General features: G+C 62.0%; 25 protein-coding genes. 1 reads left to right on the top strand and 24 read right to left on the bottom strand.

Annotated elements, in window-relative coordinates; all coding sequences use genetic code 11:
* Positions 1-8 precede the first annotated feature (8 nt).
* Positions 9-701: a phage tail protein gene (locus tag GRI99_RS14595; RefSeq protein WP_160772796.1), complete on the bottom strand. Its 693-nt coding sequence runs from the start codon at positions 699-701 to the stop codon at positions 9-11.
* 39 nt (positions 702-740) lie between these two features.
* Between GRI99_RS14595 and GRI99_RS14600 the strand changes: the two genes are divergently transcribed.
* Positions 741-887, top strand: coding sequence for a hypothetical protein (locus GRI99_RS14600; RefSeq protein ID WP_160772797.1), 147 nt, complete (start codon positions 741-743; stop codon positions 885-887).
* A gap of 96 nt (positions 888-983) precedes the next feature.
* Here GRI99_RS14600 and GRI99_RS14605 read toward each other — a convergent pair whose 3' ends face one another.
* From GRI99_RS14605 to GRI99_RS14715, 23 genes are all read right to left on the bottom strand, one after another.
* Positions 984-3,578 (bottom strand): hypothetical protein, encoded by a 2,595-nt coding sequence (locus tag GRI99_RS14605; RefSeq protein WP_160772798.1) that lies wholly within the window; start codon positions 3,576-3,578, stop codon positions 984-986.
* Complete coding sequence (locus GRI99_RS14610) at positions 3,578-4,165, bottom strand: hypothetical protein (protein ID WP_160772799.1); 588 nt, start codon at positions 4,163-4,165, stop codon at positions 3,578-3,580. The genes GRI99_RS14605 and GRI99_RS14610 overlap by 1 nt, the downstream gene beginning before the upstream one ends.
* On the bottom strand, positions 4,165-4,830 hold the full coding sequence (locus GRI99_RS14615; RefSeq protein ID WP_160772800.1) for a hypothetical protein: 666 nt from the start codon (positions 4,828-4,830) through the stop codon (positions 4,165-4,167). Before GRI99_RS14615 ends, GRI99_RS14610 begins: the two co-directional genes overlap by 1 nt.
* Before the next feature lie 315 nt (positions 4,831-5,145).
* Positions 5,146-5,340, bottom strand: coding sequence for a hypothetical protein (locus GRI99_RS14620; RefSeq protein ID WP_160772801.1), 195 nt, complete (start codon positions 5,338-5,340; stop codon positions 5,146-5,148).
* Positions 5,337-6,758 (bottom strand): hypothetical protein, encoded by a 1,422-nt coding sequence (locus GRI99_RS14625; RefSeq protein WP_160772802.1) that lies wholly within the window; start codon positions 6,756-6,758, stop codon positions 5,337-5,339. Before GRI99_RS14625 ends, GRI99_RS14620 begins: the two co-directional genes overlap by 4 nt.
* Complete coding sequence (locus GRI99_RS14630; RefSeq protein ID WP_160772803.1) at positions 6,755-7,393, bottom strand: phage adaptor protein; 639 nt, start codon at positions 7,391-7,393, stop codon at positions 6,755-6,757. Before GRI99_RS14630 ends, GRI99_RS14625 begins: the two co-directional genes overlap by 4 nt.
* Before the next feature lie 10 nt (positions 7,394-7,403).
* The gene (locus GRI99_RS14635; RefSeq protein ID WP_160772804.1) at positions 7,404-7,736 is read right to left on the bottom strand and encodes a hypothetical protein; all 333 of its coding nucleotides are present in this window, start codon (positions 7,734-7,736) and stop codon (positions 7,404-7,406) included.
* A complete protein-coding gene (locus GRI99_RS14640) occupies positions 7,736-7,933 on the bottom strand; it encodes a hypothetical protein (RefSeq protein WP_160772805.1) in 198 nt (65 codons plus the stop codon). Before GRI99_RS14640 ends, GRI99_RS14635 begins: the two co-directional genes overlap by 1 nt.
* Before the next feature lie 54 nt (positions 7,934-7,987).
* Positions 7,988-8,938 (bottom strand): SU10 major capsid protein, encoded by a 951-nt coding sequence (locus GRI99_RS14645; RefSeq protein ID WP_160772806.1) that lies wholly within the window; start codon positions 8,936-8,938, stop codon positions 7,988-7,990.
* Between the two features lie 75 nt (positions 8,939-9,013).
* The gene (locus GRI99_RS14650) at positions 9,014-9,985 is read right to left on the bottom strand and encodes a hypothetical protein (RefSeq protein ID WP_237438366.1); all 972 of its coding nucleotides are present in this window, start codon (positions 9,983-9,985) and stop codon (positions 9,014-9,016) included.
* A 62-nt stretch (positions 9,986-10,047) separates the two neighbouring features.
* Entirely contained in the window at positions 10,048-10,413 is a 366-nt protein-coding gene (locus GRI99_RS14655) for a hypothetical protein (protein WP_160772808.1), read from the bottom strand.
* Complete coding sequence (locus GRI99_RS14660) at positions 10,406-12,493, bottom strand: portal protein (RefSeq protein WP_160772809.1); 2,088 nt, start codon at positions 12,491-12,493, stop codon at positions 10,406-10,408. The genes GRI99_RS14655 and GRI99_RS14660 overlap by 8 nt, the downstream gene beginning before the upstream one ends.
* The gene (locus tag GRI99_RS14665) at positions 12,490-13,815 is read right to left on the bottom strand and encodes a hypothetical protein (RefSeq protein WP_160772810.1); all 1,326 of its coding nucleotides are present in this window, start codon (positions 13,813-13,815) and stop codon (positions 12,490-12,492) included. The genes GRI99_RS14660 and GRI99_RS14665 overlap by 4 nt, the downstream gene beginning before the upstream one ends.
* Positions 13,808-14,068, bottom strand: a complete 261-nt coding sequence (locus tag GRI99_RS14670; RefSeq protein ID WP_160772811.1) for a hypothetical protein — start codon at positions 14,066-14,068, stop codon at positions 13,808-13,810. The genes GRI99_RS14665 and GRI99_RS14670 overlap by 8 nt, the downstream gene beginning before the upstream one ends.
* A 411-nt stretch (positions 14,069-14,479) precedes the next feature.
* Positions 14,480-14,683: a hypothetical protein gene (locus GRI99_RS14675; protein WP_160772812.1), complete on the bottom strand. Its 204-nt coding sequence runs from the start codon at positions 14,681-14,683 to the stop codon at positions 14,480-14,482.
* Between the two features lie 3 nt (positions 14,684-14,686).
* Positions 14,687-15,112 (bottom strand): hypothetical protein, encoded by a 426-nt coding sequence (locus tag GRI99_RS14680; protein ID WP_160772813.1) that lies wholly within the window; start codon positions 15,110-15,112, stop codon positions 14,687-14,689.
* Positions 15,109-15,246: a hypothetical protein gene (locus GRI99_RS14685; RefSeq protein WP_160772814.1), complete on the bottom strand. Its 138-nt coding sequence runs from the start codon at positions 15,244-15,246 to the stop codon at positions 15,109-15,111. Before GRI99_RS14685 ends, GRI99_RS14680 begins: the two co-directional genes overlap by 4 nt.
* Positions 15,247-15,250: 4 nt before the next feature.
* Positions 15,251-15,586 (bottom strand): DUF551 domain-containing protein, encoded by a 336-nt coding sequence (locus GRI99_RS14690; protein ID WP_160772815.1) that lies wholly within the window; start codon positions 15,584-15,586, stop codon positions 15,251-15,253.
* 234 nt (positions 15,587-15,820) lie between these two features.
* A complete protein-coding gene (locus GRI99_RS14695; protein ID WP_160772816.1) occupies positions 15,821-16,189 on the bottom strand; it encodes a hypothetical protein in 369 nt (122 codons plus the stop codon).
* Entirely contained in the window at positions 16,158-16,934 is a 777-nt protein-coding gene (locus GRI99_RS14700; protein ID WP_160772817.1) for a hypothetical protein, read from the bottom strand. The genes GRI99_RS14695 and GRI99_RS14700 overlap by 32 nt, the downstream gene beginning before the upstream one ends.
* A gap of 187 nt (positions 16,935-17,121) precedes the next feature.
* Complete coding sequence (locus GRI99_RS14705; RefSeq protein WP_160772818.1) at positions 17,122-17,472, bottom strand: DUF1064 domain-containing protein; 351 nt, start codon at positions 17,470-17,472, stop codon at positions 17,122-17,124.
* On the bottom strand, positions 17,469-17,921 hold the full coding sequence (locus tag GRI99_RS14710) for a helix-turn-helix domain-containing protein (RefSeq protein ID WP_160772819.1): 453 nt from the start codon (positions 17,919-17,921) through the stop codon (positions 17,469-17,471). The genes GRI99_RS14705 and GRI99_RS14710 overlap by 4 nt, the downstream gene beginning before the upstream one ends.
* Positions 17,921-18,190 carry a single-stranded DNA-binding protein gene (locus GRI99_RS14715; protein ID WP_160772820.1) on the bottom strand — a complete coding sequence of 90 codons (270 nt, stop codon included), beginning with the start codon at positions 18,188-18,190 and terminating at the stop codon, positions 17,921-17,923. Before GRI99_RS14715 ends, GRI99_RS14710 begins: the two co-directional genes overlap by 1 nt.
* Positions 18,191-18,192: the final 2 nt, after the last annotated feature.

Below are 18,192 nucleotides of genomic sequence, written 5' to 3' on the forward strand. Positions count from 1 at the left end.
CGCGGTCCTTAGGTCTTGATGATATACATGAGGGCGATGTTGCGCGGGCGCGTCTCGGTGCCGCCGGTCGATCCGGTGCTGTAGCCACCGCCAAAGCCGCCGCCGGAACCGCCGGGATAGCCAGCGCCAACGGTCGTCGGGGTGCTGTAGGTGTGAGTATGGGCTTCCAGTTCGTCAGACTGCGCCGAACCGAAAGCGCGCCCGCTGTCCACGCCGCGCCCGTTGTCCCAGCCTCGCACGAACTCGCCGCGCAGGTTGGGCAGGTTGAATGTGGTGGAACCGTCCCCGCTGCCAAATGTGGTGCCGATCACGGCAAATAGGGCGCTATAGGTGGTGCGCGACACAGCCGCGCCGCTGCATTCCAGGTAACCCGCCGGGGCGCTGTTGGTGGGCCAGGTCTTGATTTCGCCGGTCAAGGTGCTGGCGGCGGTTGCCGACAACGTGCCGCCAGACATCGACAGGCCGGAGCCAATAGAGATTTCCTCAATCGCACCCGTGCCGGACGTGGAACGGCCAAGCAGGCGGGCCGTTGTCATGGTCAGGCCGGTCGCGGTCACGGAGCCAGTGGCCCACGCCTTGACCGCCGCCATGATCGAGCGAATTGCGTTGTTCAGGCCAGCAGGCGAGCAACCTTCGGCGATGTTTACGCCGTCAATGGTCGTGTTGCTGCTGGCCGTGGAACTCCAATCGGAGACGGCCATCTAGTTTACCTTTCGGTGGGGGAGTGGTAAGCAAGGCCCATGAGCCTTGGCATTGCGATGTTTTTTAAGGGCCTGATCCTCGCCCTATGGGGTGAGTTGACCGATTGGTGGGGCCGCTACCGCCAGCGCAGGATCGAACGGCCTGCCGCTAAAGCAGAACCGGCACGGGGTTTTCGTGGTCAGTGACTGGACCGAAAAGGTGAATGCCGTTTGCAGGGGCATCCGCACCGCGAACTATGTGTTCATGGTAACGGTCTGGATCGTCCTGCTGACTATCTACTTCTATCGCTGACTAGCCAGCGCCACCGGCACCATTGCCGAACCAAACAGGCCGGAACGGCGCAACAGCCGATCACTGAACTCCCTCACGGTCGGGTTGCGTTCGGTCAGCGCGCGATTGATGGCCTGCTGCGAACCCCTGCGACCGCCAAGCGCCAGCAGTGCGGCCAGTGTCAAACCGCCTGCGCCACCATAACCAGCGCCTTCAGGGCCGCCCGCCATGTAGCCAGCACTGCCGCCGGAAGCTGCCAGCAGGCCGGGAATGGCCATTTGTGCCGTGCGGCGGGCGGTCCCGCTATCGGGAATGGACGAAGGCAGGACAGCCTGCCCGTTATCGGCCAGCTCCGACAGGGGATTGAGGCCGGGGAAGCGGCGGCGGGAAGTCTTGATGGCATCCTGCAACTGCGAGGGCGTGAACAGGTAATCAGCCCCATCGGCGCGGAACGCTGCATCCTGCACGATATTGCCAAGCCGGTTGGCTGTGTTGGCTTGTGCCAGCCCTTCCGCCACCTGCGGCCCACCCTGGCGGGTTGCGAGGTTGTCCAGCGCATCAATGCCGCCGGTCATGATGTCGCGGTAGTTCGCCGGGAAGCCGGGGCCGGTCTGTGCCGCCCGATAGCCCGACAAGTCGCGGCGCATACCCTGATACTGCTGGCCGCTGATAGAGTTGTTGGTGGTCAGCGGTTCGAAAGTATTGCGGAAGGCAAGGTCGGCTTCCTGCCGCAGGTCCGGCGGCAGGCGGTTGAGGCCCGCCATCGCGCCGTCCACATCGGCCTGCAACTGCGGGTCCAGCGTGAACACCTGCCCCGCTACGGCGTTGTTATAGGCATCGTTGATCGCACCCGAAACGCCCGTGTCGCGGTTGCCCATCAGGTCGGTAACGCCTTCGCGGCCCGCACGCTGCGGAACGAAGTTGATGGGCGCGCCAGCGTCACGCAGGGCTGCCACGTTGAAGGCTTCCAGCCCTTCACGGCGGCGGCGGTTAATCATGTCACCGACACCGGGCCAACTGGTCATGGCATCTTCCACGGACTGCAAGGCCCCACCAACGGTCTGTCCGGTAGTCAGGGGGATGCCGCGCGAAGTCAGGGCCTGCACCGGAGCGGAAGTGACCACGCCACGGCCAATGCCTGCAAGGGTGCGCCCGCCGACCTGGCCCACGGCGGAACCGATTGCGCCAGCGGCAGCGGACTCCCCGACACCCTGCCCGGTAACGCCCCCATAGATGCCGCCATAGGCCGCATCGGTAGCCATCCCGCGCCCGATGCTGGCCATCGCCCCGCCACCAAGCAGGCGAGGGGCAACAGCGCCCGTTACGGCGCTGCCAATGCGGCCAATCGCAGCGGTGGGGCCAAGCACGCCCGCAATCTCGCCAGCCATCGTGGAATTGGGGTTGGCATCGCGCAGCGAACCATACTGGAGTGGGGCGATAGCTTCCACGCCCCCGAACGAACCCATGTTGGCCACGCCCGCAAGCGAAGCCGTTACAGGGTTGTTGGTGGCCATATCACGGATCGACTGCAAGCCCGTCATGGGCTGGTCAACCGGCGGGATGGTCAGGTTCAGCGTGCCGCCGTTCTTTACCCCGTCAATGATGCGCTGCGCCTCGGGCGCGTAGTCCCCGCTTTCGAAGCCATACTTGCGATCCAGCTCCTGCCGGAAGGCCGTGTAGGCCTCGGGGGTCATGGTGGCTGCGTTCTGCAACACCCACGCCTGATATTCCTGCTGCATGGCAGGCGGGATCGGCGTGCTGGTGCGCCCCGTCTGCCCGCTCGGAGCCATCGGCGTGTCCGGCGTGGTTACAAACGTGCCATCCATTGCAGACGGGCCGGGGGAATTGCCCCCATTCCCGCCGCCGGGGTTCAGGAAGCTGTCAACCAGTGGAGTTTCGGTGCGGCGGTTGCCCTGCATGGTCTGCGAAGGCGGGCTGCCCTCGGTCATGCCGGTAATCAGGGTTTCCAGCGCGCGAAGCTTGTTCTCGATTGTCAGGTCGCTGTCATCGGCAATCGGAATGTAGCTCTCGAAGATCGCCATTTCGCGGTCACTGTCGCCTTCGCGGGCGGTCTGCGCCACAAGCGGGCGGATCAGCGGCAGGATGTTGCGCCCCGCCGTGGTGAAGCGCTCGTTGCGGGGCAGGCCGTCAATGTATTCGGAGGCCCCGAAAAGCCGGGTTGCGGGCTGCCCCTTGATGTCCTGCTGATACAGTTCAAGGATGTTGCCCATCAGCGAGCGAACGGTATCCGCGCGGCGGGCAAGCCCTTCCTCGGTGGCGGCACGGTTGGCCTGTTCCGCTGTGGGCTGCGGGCCACGCGCCGCATTGGCGGCAGCAATGCGTGCCTCGGCCTCGGCCTGTTCAGCTTGCGCGCGAGCCTGCCGGATTTGCGCGTCACGGGTGGCTGCATTTACGGCAGCGTCCACGCCCGCATTCTGGGCGTTAGCGGTCGCTTCCTGCACCTGCGGATCAATGGTGCGGCTCTGCACCTGATACTGCGGGGACTGGCCGCCAATCGGCTGCTGCGCCTGCTGGATAAGGCGCACGGGGTTGCCCTGCGCATCCACTTCCCAAATGTTGCCTGCTTCGTCGCGTGCCTGAGGCATCAATTCCCCCTAACTTGGAGTTGGCCGCTCTGCATCCACTGCTGGACGCGGTCCACGCCATGCGCGGCAATCATCGCGCCAAGGCCCTCGGGCGTGGTGGACGAGGTGGGCGGCCCCTGCGTGGCACCCATCGGCTGATTGTCCGGGATGATCGTAAGGCGGCCCACGGGACCGGCGGGCGGGGTGAGGGAGGAACGCGGCACGTTAACCGGTCCCTGTGCCGTGGACACGGTCACGGGGTTGTATTGGTCATACATAGCGCGCTGGGTGGGGTCTGCGGTCTGATACCACTCAAACGAACCGGGGCGGGCGGGATCAGGGTTTCTGCGCTCGTATTCCTGCCGCGCAATCCAGTCCTGCATCGCGTTGTCGCGCTCAGTTTTGGCCTGCTGGACCTGAAGGCCGCGCAGTTCTTCCATCTGCTGGCGCTGCTGCAGCATAGGCACGAATTGGGCTTGCCTGCCGCCGCCGATGGCCAACATATCACCCAGAACACCCGCAATGCTCTGCCCACGCGAAGGGCCGGGTCGCGGCTTGCCGCCCGCCATGTTGCCGCCACCAAACAGGCCGGAGAGATTGCCGAACATTACTTGCCACCCCCGAAAGCGCCTAGGCCGTAAGCCTGCAAGCCAAGGCCAGCCATGCCCGCAAGGCTACCCAGCAGCCCACTGCTTTGGCGGGTCTGCGAGTAAGGCCCGAACAGCCCGGACACGCTCCCGGCATACTGGCCAGCGGCGTCCAGCGGGGCCTGTGCCGCCTGCAGCGATGCCAGCAACGGGGTAATCGCCAGGTAATCCGCAGCGGCAATGCCCGGTGCCTGTCCGGCAGCAGTTGCCATGCGGGCGCGTTCGTTGTTGTAGTCGCCATAACGCAGGTTACTGGCCATGTTGGCCACGTTGCGGCTCACCAAATCGGCCTGAGACGAACCACCCGTAAGACCCCGCAGCCCGGTTGCGGCCAGGGTCTGGTTGCGCACATCATTGCCCGCCTGCTGCACCACCTGGTCAAGGTAGGGATTGGCCCCCAGATACTGCCCGCCAAGCACACCCACGTTGTAGTCCCGCGCCGCATTGGTCCCGGCATCGCCTTGCTGGTATTTCTGCACCATAGACGGCATCAGGCCGGTAATGCTGTCAGCCGCCGCCTGAATGCCCGGTGCGTTCTGCGTGTAGGCGTTCTGCAAGGACGTGCCTGCGCCCAAAATCTGCGGCTGCGCAGCCTTCCAAGGCTCGGTTTTCGTGGTGGACTTCATATTGCACGCTCCAAAACGGTCACGCCGTCACGTTCACTCGCCCGCCAATGCGGGAAAACACGCCGCCAACCCTTGCGGCCTTCAATCCGAACCTTGTTGCAACCCTGTTCCCTGGCCCATGCCGAAATAGGCCCCTCACAGGCCCTCAGAGCGTCGAGGCTACCTACGCCCAGCCACACCACGCACGCGCCGTCTGCGGCCCTGTCCAGGGCAAAACAGCCGCCATTTACCGGCCACAGGACGGTGTGGCCTTCGTCCAGCTTCTTTTGCAGTTCGCTTTCGCTCGATCCGCCGCGTTCAGCGCAGCGGACCAGTTCAGGCCACACGAACCTTCACCACGCTGCCGGTGCGATAAAGTTGGCCGATCTGCACACCCCCCGCAGCAGCGGCGGTATCGTCGGCAAAGTCCTCCAGTTTGGTCCAATCGACCGCCAGAATGAGCGCATTGATCGCGTTGGCGACATCGCGCGGCCAATCGGCGCGGCGGTTGTCGACCGAAACCCGCCTCATTCGCGGCCTCCGGCGCTCATCACCAGTTCAAGGCCCTGCACGTAGGTCCAGTCCGTGCCCGCCGCGATAGTCACCGTGGGGGCGATGAACTTGCCCGCCGTGCGGATCGGCATATAGCCATTGGCCAGCATATCGGTTGTCGTAGCCGTGCTGGCCGCGTCCCCGGAGCGCTGGCGCACTGCCAGAGATACCGTCAGTCCGTCCGTTGCGTCCGTCATGGGGACAACCTGCCGCACAACAGACCTGCGCCCCTTCGTCACTTCCACTTGCGGCAACTCGAACACCGCTTCCAGGTTATCTCCGGTCAGCGTTCCCGCTTCGTCATCGCTGGTGAACAGATAGAGCCGGGGATCGCCACCCTGCCAACGGGCATCGTCCAGTGAAATAGTCAGCGCGTCCAGATCGGCATAGGTCACGGCCAGCGCTTCAAGGCTGGTGGACGTGTCGAACCCCGCCAGAATGCCCGAAAACGCCATGCGGGCCGTGGTCCAGCGGTCCAGCGCGAAGTTGTAGACCAACAGGAAGCCGTTGATGCCCGCCAATCCCCACACAACGATGCTGTTGCGCGGATCAATCGCGCAAAACACCTGGTCGTATGCGTCCCGGCCCACGTTTTCTTCCCAGAAACGATCAACGCGCTCATTGCCGATGGCCCGCAGCGCCTGCCCGTCATCAATGGCCATGAATCCCCGGTCAGACAGGAAAAAGCCCGTCCGGCCCGCGCTGGCAATCGTGTTGCCGTTGGAACACCCGTAATTGGTCGTAATCTCCGCATACTGGAACGGGGCAACGGGATCGCCCGTGCGTTCCTGCCGGACAATCCGTTCGCGCTGGAAAATCACCCCGTATTCGCCGCCGATGGCACCTTGCACCGCGCCGCCGGTCTGGAAAACCTGTTCGGTCGCCTGATCGGTGCCGGGGGTCCACGCCGTATGGTCGCGAAAGGCGCTGGTGGCGACTTTGTTGATCTCGCCGTCCGCCTGCCCGATGCAGACGTAATCGCCCACCACCCACACGCTCTTGCCAGTCGGGGCAGTCGCCAGATCGGCGGCGGTTCCGGCAGCCAGATCCACCTCCTGCGTGGTGCCGCCATTAACGCCCACCACGTAATCGCCAAACTGCTGAAATTGCCAGCGGTAGGTTGTCGCCAACCCCGTCGCCAGGTCGCTCCATGTGCCGCCAGAAAGCCGCACAAGGGCGGTTGACGTGCCCACCAGCAGGTAGCCATCCCCATCGCTCGAAATGGCGCTGTAGCCGCCCGCAAACGGCTCATCCAGCGCTTCCGAAAAGGCTTGCAGGGCCTTCAGCGGGACATACCGGCCATCGCCAGAGGCAAGCACGTTGCGGCACTGGCGCAGGAACTCGCCCGCAATGGTCTGGTCCGGCTTGAACTCACCGAACGGCAGGCGGACGTTCAAGGGACCATCACCCTTGGCGCGAGATTGTGGCCCAGCCATGAACGCACGGCACGCGCGTTGATTTCAGCAATTACGGCGTTGGCCTGCTGGAGGTATCCCGACGCACTATCCATGTTGTCAAGGTGCTCGCAGATGACCGCACAGCACATCCACACGTAGGCATCGGGATGACGGCTAAGCAGCCAGTTTGACGTATTGTTATCATTCAGGAACGGCAGGCGCGTGCTATAGCGCAGCGCCAACGTGTATTCTGCGTCGGGCACCGGCCCCAACACGGCAGTATCGCCATGCCTTGCCCAGACCACCGGAGGGCCAACATCTTGTCCGTAGGCCTCAACGTTTTCAATGCTGGTGGCGGCGATCACGCCACGGGCGCTATCGCGCAACTGTCCCGGCATTTCCATGTCTGTCGGCAGAGCAACGGTTTGCGCCCCCGCAGTGGTCAGAATGGTGGCCGTGGTTTCCATCTGCGGCGTATCAAGAACGCGCGCAAGCCGCACCTCGCCAAGCCGGATCAGCGTAGGTAGCCGTTCAATCGTGTCATCCGACAGCATCAAGTGGCGGATCAGGAACGCCTGCAAGCCGCCATAGCTGTCAATGTCGATTTCTTCTGGGAGTGTGATCGTAATGGTCATTAAAGCCCCCTCAGAGGAGTATCCGCGCCATACCCGGCACAAGATGCCGGTAGTCGCTGTCCATCAGCTTGCGCTTTACCGCATCCATGTGGTGCGGGTTCCACATGTCGATCCCTTCCTCGACCAGCCACTTCAGGCCGACAGAGGCGGGAATGCTGCCCACATGCCACATCTCGGAGCGCTTATCGGGGGCATCAGCCGCCTTGTTACGCTCGATAATCTGTTCTTCACCAACGCCCTCGGAACGGATTTGCACCGTGCCCTCGTCCTCGTCAGACGAGCGTATCCAGCGCCGAATGCCATTCCAGGAACCGTCATCAAGCAGTTCCCACTTGCTGAACATTATTCGGCAAGTCCCTTGGCCACCAGTTCCGCACCCGCCGCTTCATCGGCAGGGGAAAAGGAAGCGCCAACCGGCAGGAAGCCGCCTTCGCCGTCATGGATGGCTTCAGCCTTCTTGACGGTTAGTGCGCCCTTAGGCTTGCGCGGACGCGAACCGCCCTTCCTGCCGTCGCCATCGTGGTCCAGCGGGTCAGCCATAAATCACCTCTTGCAAAGGAAAGGCGGGGCAGCCGAAGCCACCCCGCCAATCGGTTAGGTCAGGTCAGCGACCACGCCCGACGCAGCCTGGTTGAGGCAGCGCAGGGCAACTTCGGTGCGCAGCGCCTTGCGGTCGGCCAGGCCGGTCTTGGCCAGGTCGAACGGGGTCAGCGCCTCGCCCACACCCACATCCCAATACTCGGGATCGACCACCAGTGCCGAGCGGGCATCGGCAAACCGATCGGGCACGAACTGCAGTTCGCCGAAGTCCGACACGTAGATGTCGGCACCCGCCACAATGGTCAGGCGCTTGTTGCCCGCTTCACGGCGCGAAGTCGCCAGACCGCTGAAGGCCGCTTCTTCCTGCTTCTTGGCCCCGTTGGTAATAACCATCTTGGGATTGCCGCCGCTGGTCCAGATGGACGATAGCACGGCCTTCAGCAGGGTTTCCGTGTAGGTGCGCTGCGTGCCGTTGGTGGCAGCCGCAACGATACCGGACGAGAAACCGCCGTTGGCACCGGAAGAACCGCGCGACACGTTGCTGGTCAGCCACGCCTGGGCACCGGCAGTCAGGCCCGCCACGGAGGCGGTAGCAGCAACGGAGGCGTAGTTGCCCACGAAGCGCTTTTCCTGGTCGGTCATGATCTCGCGGCCAGCCTTCATCAGCTCGCGCGCCAGTTCCGACTTGCGACCGGCCTTGTTGGTCCATTCCACGGTGGTCGAGGCAGCCACAACCTTGGTGAAAATCTGGGTGTGCGTGCCGACGCGGGTGGTGTTTGCGCGGCTCGTATTGGCCAGGTCATCACCCTGCACGGCGGCATTGGTGTGGTCGGCAGCGGCGAGGCTGTCGGTCTGCCATTCGGTGTAGGTGTTGCTGACCTTGCTGGTGCCGATAGCGTTCTTGAACGGGGTATCGTCCGGGAACAGTTCGGCGATCTTGTTCGACAGATCCTCACGCACGCCCACGCGGGATACGTTCTGGATGGTATTGGAGGGAACAGCCATGATGAAAAATCCATCTATTGCAGGCAGTTAACCTGCGTATTGGGAAAGTCGCGTCTCACGACGCAAAGCGGTGGTTTAGAGGATGCCCTGAGCTTCCAGCCAATCCGCCATTGCAGCACCTTGGGCATCACGGTTCTTGCCGCTGGCCTTGATGCGCTGGAATGCCTGGTCTGCGCTTGCCGCCCTGGTCTTGCCCTGGGGTGCGGCGTTGGGGCGAAGGCTCTTGCCCTTGGCGGCACGAACCTTCTGCATCTGACGGGCCGTGGCCTTGTCGAACTTCGCGGCCTTTTCCTGCCATTCCGCCACCTGCGCGAGGTTGCGCACGTCCTGGGCGGTCAGGTCAGCCTTCATGGCCGGGTCGTATCCCAGCGCTTCCATTGCGGAAAACGCCTTGGCGAAGTAGCCTTCCCGCGTCTGCGGGTTGGCGATCTCGGGAATAGCCATTAGTTCGCGTTCTCGCTGCATCTCGAAAGCCTGACGGTCTTCGGAATTGGCGGCGCTCTCCAGACCGGCCACCTGCTGCATAAAGTCGTTATGCTGGGCAAGTTGATCCCGGTAGGCATCGCGGGCAGTCAGATAGGAGACATCGTCACGATAGTGCTGACGCTGGGGCATCTGGGGGGCGTAAGCCTCACCAATGGCCTTCAGCTGCTCGGCATATCGTGCCTTTGCCTGTGCGTCGGCCTGTGCTGCGCGGACTTCTGCGTCGCGCTGGGCATTGCTGGCCTTCGTGGTGGCCTCTTGGACCTGTGCGTTGCGGCGGGTTTCACTTGCGGCCCACGCAGCCTGGGCTTCCGGGGGAAGCTGGGCAAAGGTCGCTTTTTCCTCCGCTGTCAGGCTTACGGGCGGATCGATGGCCGGGAGTTCCGGTTCGTCCGCTTCGTCTGCCTGTTCCTCGTCCAGTTCCAAGTCCTCGCCTTCATCGGCGGCTTCCTCGTCACTGTCGGATTGATCGTCCTGTTCGTCTTCATCGCCAAACAGGTAATTCTCGAAATCAGCCGCCTTTTCGTCCACACTGACAGGTGCGGGCGCGTTGGCGGCTTCCATTGCTGGATGGGCCATCCTTACGTCCTTCTATGGGAATGCCGACACCATCGCGGTGTGGGCGGCTACAATGCCCGCAGGATACGGGCGCTGTTTTCTCTCTCTACAGCAGCGCGGCGCTCTACTTCCGCCTTGCCAGTGTAGATGATCTGCACGACTTCGCGCTCAATTTCACGGGCCATGCGGTCCGCAACAGCGAACTCATACAGCTTGTCGTTATCGCGGTGGCCAACGGCACTGGCGGCTTCGAAATAGTCCTGCCGCAGCCGGGCGATCATATCCGCCAGACCACCTTCCTCGTGGTAGAACGCTTCCCAGCGCTGTCCACGCGCCACGGCATCGGCAGGGGTGTTCAGGCGGGTTTGTTCCAGCACGTTGATGCCAAGACGGCGAACGAGCCAGAGGGCCAGGCGGGTGAGGGCGTTACGCATTCAACGCACCACCGGGCCTGTTCTGGTCCATCTGCGCCTTGTGGGCCGCGTCCAGCCTCATGCGCTGGTCTTCCAATTGCGCTTCCATCACCATGCGTTCGCGGGCAAGCTGGGCTTCCTGTGCCGCCTTTTCGCGGGCCAGTTGCATGTCCAGCGCGTGCTTTTCGCGCATCGTCTCGATGGTGGCCGCGTTCTTTTCGCGGTCCAGCGCAATCTTGGCTTCGGCTTCCTGCGCCTTAAGCTGCAATTCCGCCTGTTTGGCCTGTTGTTCCGCCTGCATCGCAGCGGCGGCAGGATCGGGGCGCTCGGGCGAATTGGCGGGATCGTAAACGAACTCATCACCCTGACCCAGCCCGGTATCGCGCGCCATGCCATCAAACCAGTTGAACACATGTTCCGGCCCCGCAAAGCCAGACTGGATGGCATTGGCCAGCGGCTGCGACATGGCCATGCGATACTGAATGCGCTTATCCTTGGAATTGCTGCCAAGACCCACCCGCACGATCATGTTGACTTCATCGGGCCACTGGCGCGGATCGACCTGCTTGTATTGCCCGTCCACCTTGATGCGGAAGGGTTCGCCTTCAGCCTTCATCAGGCGATACTTCTTGCCAAACAGCCGCCCGATGCACTCGGCGAACTGGCGCGCGATAGCCTCTTCGTTCTGCTGGCCCTGCACCTGCATCATCGCCGTGCCGGTGGCAGTCTTGTTCAACGCGTCGGCATCAAGGCCCTGGTTAAGCCGGGTGATGCCGGTGAGGCTTTCCCGCTCGCCGGTAATCCACTCCATCACCGCCAGCGATTTCGCGGGATCGAACGAGGACTGCCACGGCTGCACGGACGAAAGCCCCCCCTTGACCCGGATTGGTGAACCGGGGATCGGGGACAGGATGTCCTGATAGGTCTGCATATCCGCCATCGCGGTATCGACCACCGGGCGGGGCATATTGGACAGCGCCAGACCGTCGAACAACTGACGGCCCACAAATGTGCGCTGATACTGGATGTGCATGACCTTGTCGGCCAGCGAATAGCCCACCATGCGGTGCGAACGGGGGAAGGGGCAGAACACCGCAAACGGGTGTTCGTCCACCTGTTCCACTGCCGGTTCGCCGGTTTCCGCGTCGATCAGGATCTGGTCCTCAACGCGGAACACCTTGACGCGCTCGGCAATGCCATCGCCATCAATGTCAGCAAGGGCGTATTCCTCGTGCAGCAGCACAAGTTCGGCAGCCTTGCTGTTTTCCGATGCCCGGTGATAGTCAAGCACGCTTTCCGCGTCCGGGATGGCCGGGGCGTTGCCGTGCATCGGCAGATCGTAAACCTGATCCTGATCGAAACCCATCTCAACCAGTTCGGAACGGGTCTTTTCGCAAACGTGCGCCAGGTAGGCGGCGGTATCCTCGTGGCGAGCCTTGGGGCTGAAGCGGAACTCAGACAGCGGCACGGCATAATCAACAAAGCGCTTGACCAGTTTTGTGCGCTTGATGTCAGCCACCAGATTGCCAGTGGCAATATGCTCACCTGTGGCATCGTCCGCGATCAATTGCGGCACGTAGGCCAGGACTTCAACCTTGTCTCTGCCTTCCTTGCCGTCATCACGATCAACCATCAGAGCGAGTTCCTCCTCGCTGCCGACAATGATCTGCTCGGTTGAAGTCTTTTCCTCGGTTTCCGCAACGGTCTTGAATACGCCCAGCTTCCGCAGCAGGCCATCAAACAGCCCGTCATACAGGATGCGATAGCCGTCCTGCTGGCGCATGAAGTTGTAATTCAGCGCCGCCGTGGCATCGTCCGCAGCCTGTTCATCTGCCTGATCGGTAGCCTCGAACTCAACCGCTCGGTCACCGGACACAAAGGCCCGCAGAACCGACTGCTGCATGTAGTCGATGGTTTCCTGCACGTCCGGCAGGACGATCTGCGAGCGCCCCTCGATCTCATTACCAAACGGCTGCGCTTCGTAATAGCGAAACGCCTGATCGGTGAGGGTTTCCAGCGTGTCGTAATAGCTGTCCGCGTCCTCGCATTCCTTGCGCAGGAAGCTGACCAGCTCGTCAAGGCCCTGAGGGGCTTCAGTCATGCCATTGCCCTTTTCAGGTTGGAGAGGTCGAGCGCCTCAAATTGCCCCACGTCCTTCGGCTTTCCGATGGCGAAAGTGCGGAATGCGTCCGCCGGATCACTGGCCCAATCGTGCAACGGGGTGTCCCGGTATGCCCGCAGCTTTTCATCCCACACGCGGCGATATGATCGCAGGGCATCAAGCCCCTTCGTGCATTTTTCCTTGTCGAAGCGGCAAATCGGGATGATCTGCCGGACCTCGTTGATATCGTTGGCGACGGACTTGGTGCGCGGGACAATCCGAACGCCCTTCAAGCCCATTGTCTCGGCGGTCTGGGCAATCGACCCCGTGGTGCTCACCAAATGCTCATTCTCGGCATCATGGGGCAACAGGTGTTCGCCGTAGTTGTAATCCTTGCCCTTTACGTGCTTGACGTAGTGGTCGATCCCCACGCTCGTATTGGCGTAGTAGTCGATCACATCCCAGCCAGAGCCATTGGCCTGCACAAACCAGATGACCGTCGCGTCGTTCCGCCCCAGATCCCAAGCGGTATGGACCTGCCGCTGCGGATTGTAGGGTACGAAGCCTATCCGCCCATCCGCTTCGGCCTTGTCAATCAGCTTGGCGTAGTAAGCGCCAGGCAGGCCGGCGGAGAAGCTGGTCATGTATTCCTGCTGGAATATCGCCTCGCCGTCTTCCTCGCCGCGTTCTGTAATCAGTTCCTGTCGTTCGGTTTCAAGCACGTCCGGCGCGAACACGCCCGTTTCAGACGCTATAAGCCTTTCGGCAAACCAGTCTGGCGATGCTTCCGCCATTTCGTGCATCCGGTGGGCATGATTGCGACCACGTGGTGTGGTGATGAACATGGCCCACCCGCCATTCTCGGCGAGGATCGGACGAATAAGGCTCCATGCCTGCGGGTTGCTTAGCGCCCATTCCGAAAACACCACGCCAACCGGCGGCGTGCCAACAAGCGCGTCGTAATTGTCAGACCCGATCACCTGCCACGTTGACCCGCACTTGAAGCGGATCATCATATCCTGTTCGCGAGTTGTCTCCCGCAATTCACGCGGGAAAGCCCAATCAATGCGCTTCATCCCGGTATGCGGGTCAACGGCATCCCAGATTGCCTTGCGCGCCTGGTTCTGCTGCGGCAGCAGGTGCCAGTAAACGCCAACCCGTTCATGCGCGGCGCACGATGTAAAGTGCAGCGCTACATCGTCCTTGCCATGGCGGCGCGGCCAGATCACCGACGCGCGTTTGCCGCCATTGTGCATGTAGCGCCACAGATTGTCCTGATATGCCCTCGGCTCCCACCGATTGGGCAGGGTAATCTCAGGCACCAGGCTTATTGATCGTGACGCTTATTGCGCCACCACCTTCACCGGCCACCTGTAGCGGGAGCAGCTTCGGGTAAATGGACGACCAGAACGCATGTTCGTTCTTCGCGTCCTCCTTGGCCCACGCTACAAGGCGATTGGTGCCCCCAAGCTGCTCGGCAGCCTCGGCAATCGCTTCCTTAGCCGCTTTGGTGGTCTTGTTTTGCGAACCCTTTGGCCTTCCGGGGCCGGGTTTTCCGCCCGTTATTTTATTCACGTAACCCTCGCTTTCAGCTTCCCGAAGGATGGGCTGTTTTGGGTTGGAAGATTGTTAGATAACCCACGTTGCCAGCAGGCCGGTAGCAAGGCCCAGCAGGTAGACGACGCCGCCAGCTATCAGCAGCGAGCGGATGCGGTCTGCCAGGTCGTCCATATCGGGCCTCGCGTGAAAGTTCGCCCGCACCATGCCCCGTGTGTGCGCCTCTAAGTTGCGCTTGCATGTGATCGCCGGGAGGGCGGGCAGGACCGATGGAAGGGAGGAACATCGGCCCGGAATAAAACCCCGGTCAGACTGTGCCGCCGGGGGCGTTACGGGCGCTACCCGCAACTCGGAATGCAAAACGCCCGCGCAACCTTGTGTGGTCGGCGGGCGCATTAAGAGATGGTGACTTGTTTCATACTTCGGGTTTTAAGTCAAGTCCTCATTCTCGCCTGCGTTGATAACCACGAACTCAGCGCCGCCGATCTCCACGGTTTTGCGGTCGATGGCCATGTTAAGCACGTCTGCCCACCCGCCATACCAAACTTCTGAATAATCGGGTGCCCATATGGTGGTGAGAGTGTTGTAATCGCGCGATGCGCTCTTCGCCTTCTTCCGCTTCTTCTTGCCCATCGCTCAATACCCCAACTTGGTCGCAATCACGCTGGCAACAAAGCCCGTGATAACCTTCGCGCTCTGGATGCGCTGCGCGTCGTTATTGGCAAAGCGGGAGCCAGCAACGCCTGCCGGTTCGTTGTGCCGGATTACGTTCTCGAAAACTTCCCAGTAGGGACGGGGCACCATGCCCTTGTAGCGGTGCAATTCATCCAGCGCTTCCTGCCGCGTCCAGCCATCGCCAGCGGTGGAAGCAGGCAGGCGTTCGCCGTATTGGGCGATCAGGCGCGGCTCACCGGCGCGGATCCAGAACAACTGGCAGTTGGCGATAACCTGGCGCGCGCCATGCTCAAAACCGATGCCACCCTGCCTGCACCACTTCTCAACGATGCAGCTATCGCGGCGGCGGTATGCCATCGCCTTCGTGTTGGTCTCGGCATGGGTCACGAAGTCCCGGTCGAAATCGTCATTGGCAAGCTGGGCCAGCGTGCCCTCAACTCGGCATTCTCAGCCTCCAGCTTGTCGTGGCGCAGCACCCATTCGATGGTCTCGGAACGGGCGGCGGCTAGGGGGTCGGTCATCACATCACCTCGCTGGCGGGGCGGGTAAGGGCATCCAGTGGGTTGGCGCGACTGTGTCATCGTCGTAGTCCTGCACGTAATTTGGCGCAGTTCTCGCTACCCATCGTCCTACCCGCTGATCAAATGCCACCACATCGCACAGAGTGCCCGCCCTGCCATTTGGCCAAATCCATTGCAGGAACACCAAGATAAACGTGCCGTCTCTTGGTGCATTTTCAATCGGCCTCCATATGCTTTTGCATTCATCCGGAAATGCAGCAGTAAAAGCAGCGTCTGCGTGCTTGAATGCCTCGTCCATCTTGGCAAACGCCACGCCAAAATGCTTCCAAGGATCGCTCATCACTCAATCTCCTTCCTTGCGACCGGCGAGGGTGCGCCGGTTATGCGTCCTTCACAGCCACCACGTCCCCCGCAGACCCGTCCCAAACCCAGCGCAGTTGATCGGCGGTGTAGCTGTTGCGTTCGTCCACGAAGCCCTGCCGAAGCTGGATGTGGTAGCGCTTGTCTCCACGGGGCGGCGCGCGCTTGCCGGATATGCGCCGGAAGCCTGGGGGGAGGGGTGGCAGGTCATCACTCACGCAGCCATGCGCGGCGGGTTGGTAAACCGGCACTTGCGCACGCCCTCGTCGTCCAGCCCCATCTTGGCGATGTGGCGCAGGATGCGGAACTCGCTGGCAAGGCGTTCAGCATCCCAGCCCTCGAAGTCGGGATACCAGCCACTAATAACCTTCCACACGTCCAGCGCGTCAGATCCCTTGCGGCTCTTGATGGTGAGGGCGTGGGTTTCCTTGTCCTCGCTGACGTAGAGCCAGTGCGGCCAATCGGCAGTGCGGGCCTTGCGGTTGCGCTCGGCACACCAGACCCGCATGTGGTCGATCCCGCTGAAGAACGCGGGGCCGTCTGCGCCCTGCCTAGTGACGACTGCCAGGCGATTGCCGGTCATATTTGCCCTCCAGAATTTTGACGAAATTGTTTTCAGACAGGATGAAATCGAAGTCGCAGCGCCAACCGCCGGTCTGGCCCAGCAGGAACGGGGACTGGCTGATCTTGGCGAACACCGACTGCCACTCCTCCAGGGCAAAGCGCCGGACCTGTGCCTGCGCCTTCTTCCGGCGAACCGGTGTCAGCTTGCGGATTTGGGCCAAGCCAAGGCTGGCGGCTGTGGTGTTCCAGCCTTCAACAACCTCTTCGACCGTCAAGGGTGCATCGCCAGATGCACAAGAGACGTTAGTCTCTATCTTTTCCTTTATCTCCTCCTCTCCATCCTCCATCTGCGGAGACTTTTCGGAAGGATTGGGGAAATCGTTCGGAAGCGGTTCGGAAGCCTTGGTGGATTTATCAAGCGAATGTCCCGCAAAAACAAGGATTTCGTCCGTCGCGGGGTGAATGTCGTTCGGAGCCTTTGGCCGCTGGAACTTGGCGAAGTTGCGCACGGCACCATAGGATTTGCCGCCGATCTCATACTTGCGGATGCAGCCGTTAGCCTCCAGTTCGGCCATCAGCGCCACCGCGTCCACGTTGTCGGCAGGCAGAACTCGCATCTTCATCTGGAGCGGCGACCACGGGAACAGCCCCTTGTCGTCACATTCATTCCAGATGCCGATAAACAGCAGGCGCGCAAACGAACTGAGCGAGACGAATTGCTCGTCGGTCCAGATGCCAGGGTGAATGGAGCGGATGCGGCTCATGCGCACACCTGCGCTTGCAAAAGGCGCAATCCACGCGTAGGGGGAATCAAAGCCACTGGAACCTCCGAAACAGGTTTCTTGGTCAGGGCCGGGGCGGTGTTGCTAGCACCTAACCGGCCCGCTTTCCCTATAGCGAACATGGCGCGAACACGCAAAAACGGCGGCGTTCTATCCACAGGTAACACGCTCATTTGACCACCCTCAATTCAATGTGCGGAAACAGGTGGCGGAAGATCGCCATGCGCAGCGGCACGTCGCGTTCCATGTGGCCATTCTTGGCCTTCACATCCTCCGCCACGTCCTGCTGGCTGGGCAGTTCGGTATAGGTGAAGTCAGGCTTGTATCCGACGCGCCGACCGTTCAGATGCTTGATTGGCTGCCCGTCAATCTGGAACCAAAACTGCGGTTCAACCTGGAGGTTGGTGATTTCGCCCAAACGCTCCCGCAGGTGCAGGTCCGCGCACCGGCTCGCTTCACGCGAACTGGCGTGGGTGTGGCCGTGAACGCAAAGCGTCTTGCGGGCGAAATACCGCTTCACGCAGCAATGGCCTCAACCGCGCGGCGCATGGCCCGCCGATGGCGCTCGTAAATTGCGGCCATGAACTGGTCGCGGACCGAATGAATGTCGAACTGGCCCAATCCATGCAGGACAGTGGTATGGTCCCGCCCGCCCACAAGCCGCCCGATCTGCGCGCTGGAATAGCCCCAATCGGTCAGCAGGCGATAAATGACAAAGCGGGCCTTAGAGATGCGCTGCGTCCGCGCCCTGCCGGTAATTTCTTCAGGACCGAAGCCATACAGCCCGCCAACGCTGGCGATAACCCGCTTGGCCACTTCGCTGCGGTGCAAGAACGGGTTGTTCAACAGCGGACACAGCAGAATGTGATCGCGCTGCCGGTTGAGGTGGGCGATAAATCGCGCGTCATCTTCCCGCTGGCGGGCGTTGATCGCGTGAACAGTCTCATGGACCTCTGCAACGGTGGTCATCACTTCCCCCTCAGGTAGGGCCGCACGTAAACCTGCCCGTTCATGCGGGCGGCGCGGCGTGCAGCCAGGTTGCGTTCCAATTCTCGGCTAAAGCGCCAGCAGGCGATGCGGCGGCGGATGCCCCACAGGGACACCCGCCACCAGTTCGTGGTCTTGTCGCGCCCGTTGCGCTGATCCACGGCCACGGTGAAGCCCGTTACGCTATCATCGCCAGCGCGGCGGGTTTCTGCGTCGCGGCCAATACGGCCTGCTATGGTAATCGTCTGCATGT

It is taken from the genome of Alteraurantiacibacter buctensis (genome assembly GCF_009827655.1).
Taxonomy (GTDB): Bacteria; Pseudomonadota; Alphaproteobacteria; order Sphingomonadales; family Sphingomonadaceae; genus Alteraurantiacibacter; species Alteraurantiacibacter buctensis.